This is a genomic window from Moellerella wisconsensis ATCC 35017 (genome assembly GCF_001294465.1).
Classification (GTDB): domain Bacteria; phylum Pseudomonadota; class Gammaproteobacteria; order Enterobacterales; family Enterobacteriaceae; genus Moellerella; species Moellerella wisconsensis.
In genome coordinates this window covers 1-440 of record NZ_LGAA01000052.1, presented here as the reverse complement: position 1 = coordinate 440, position 440 = coordinate 1, and the positions used below count along the sequence as shown (strand labels likewise).

Sequence of the window (440 nt, the reverse complement as noted above, 5' to 3'; positions counted from 1 at the left end):
CCCACAATCAGCATAACCACCAGTTCACCCAGCAGTAGAAGGTTGTTTTGGCGCTGAGCAAAGCCGCTAATGGCAGAAATCAGTAGGCCGAAGGTGAGGGCGTTAAGCAACGCGCTGTAACCATCGAATTTTGGCTTACCCACTTTGGGCGGATTCTCTGGCAGAAATTTCATGCCGCAAATAAAGGCGGCAATGCCAATTGGCACGTTAACGGCAAATAACCATGGCCAGCTGCTGACGGAGAGAATTGCCGCCGCGACCGATGGCCCCGCCGCCGCAGAAACGGCAACGATTAATGCGTTAATGCCCATTCCTCGTCCGAGATAACGCTGAGGATAGATTAAACGCACCAGCGCGACGTTCACGCTCATCACCGCCGCTGCGCCAAAGCCTTGCAGCACCCTGGCGAGGATAAGCGTCCAGGAGTGAATCGGACATCG

General features: G+C 55.0%; 1 protein-coding gene. It reads right to left on the bottom strand.

The features are described from left to right. On the bottom strand, nt 1-440 hold a 440-nt coding region (locus tag M992_RS14340), incomplete at both ends, for an MFS transporter (RefSeq protein ID WP_147638197.1).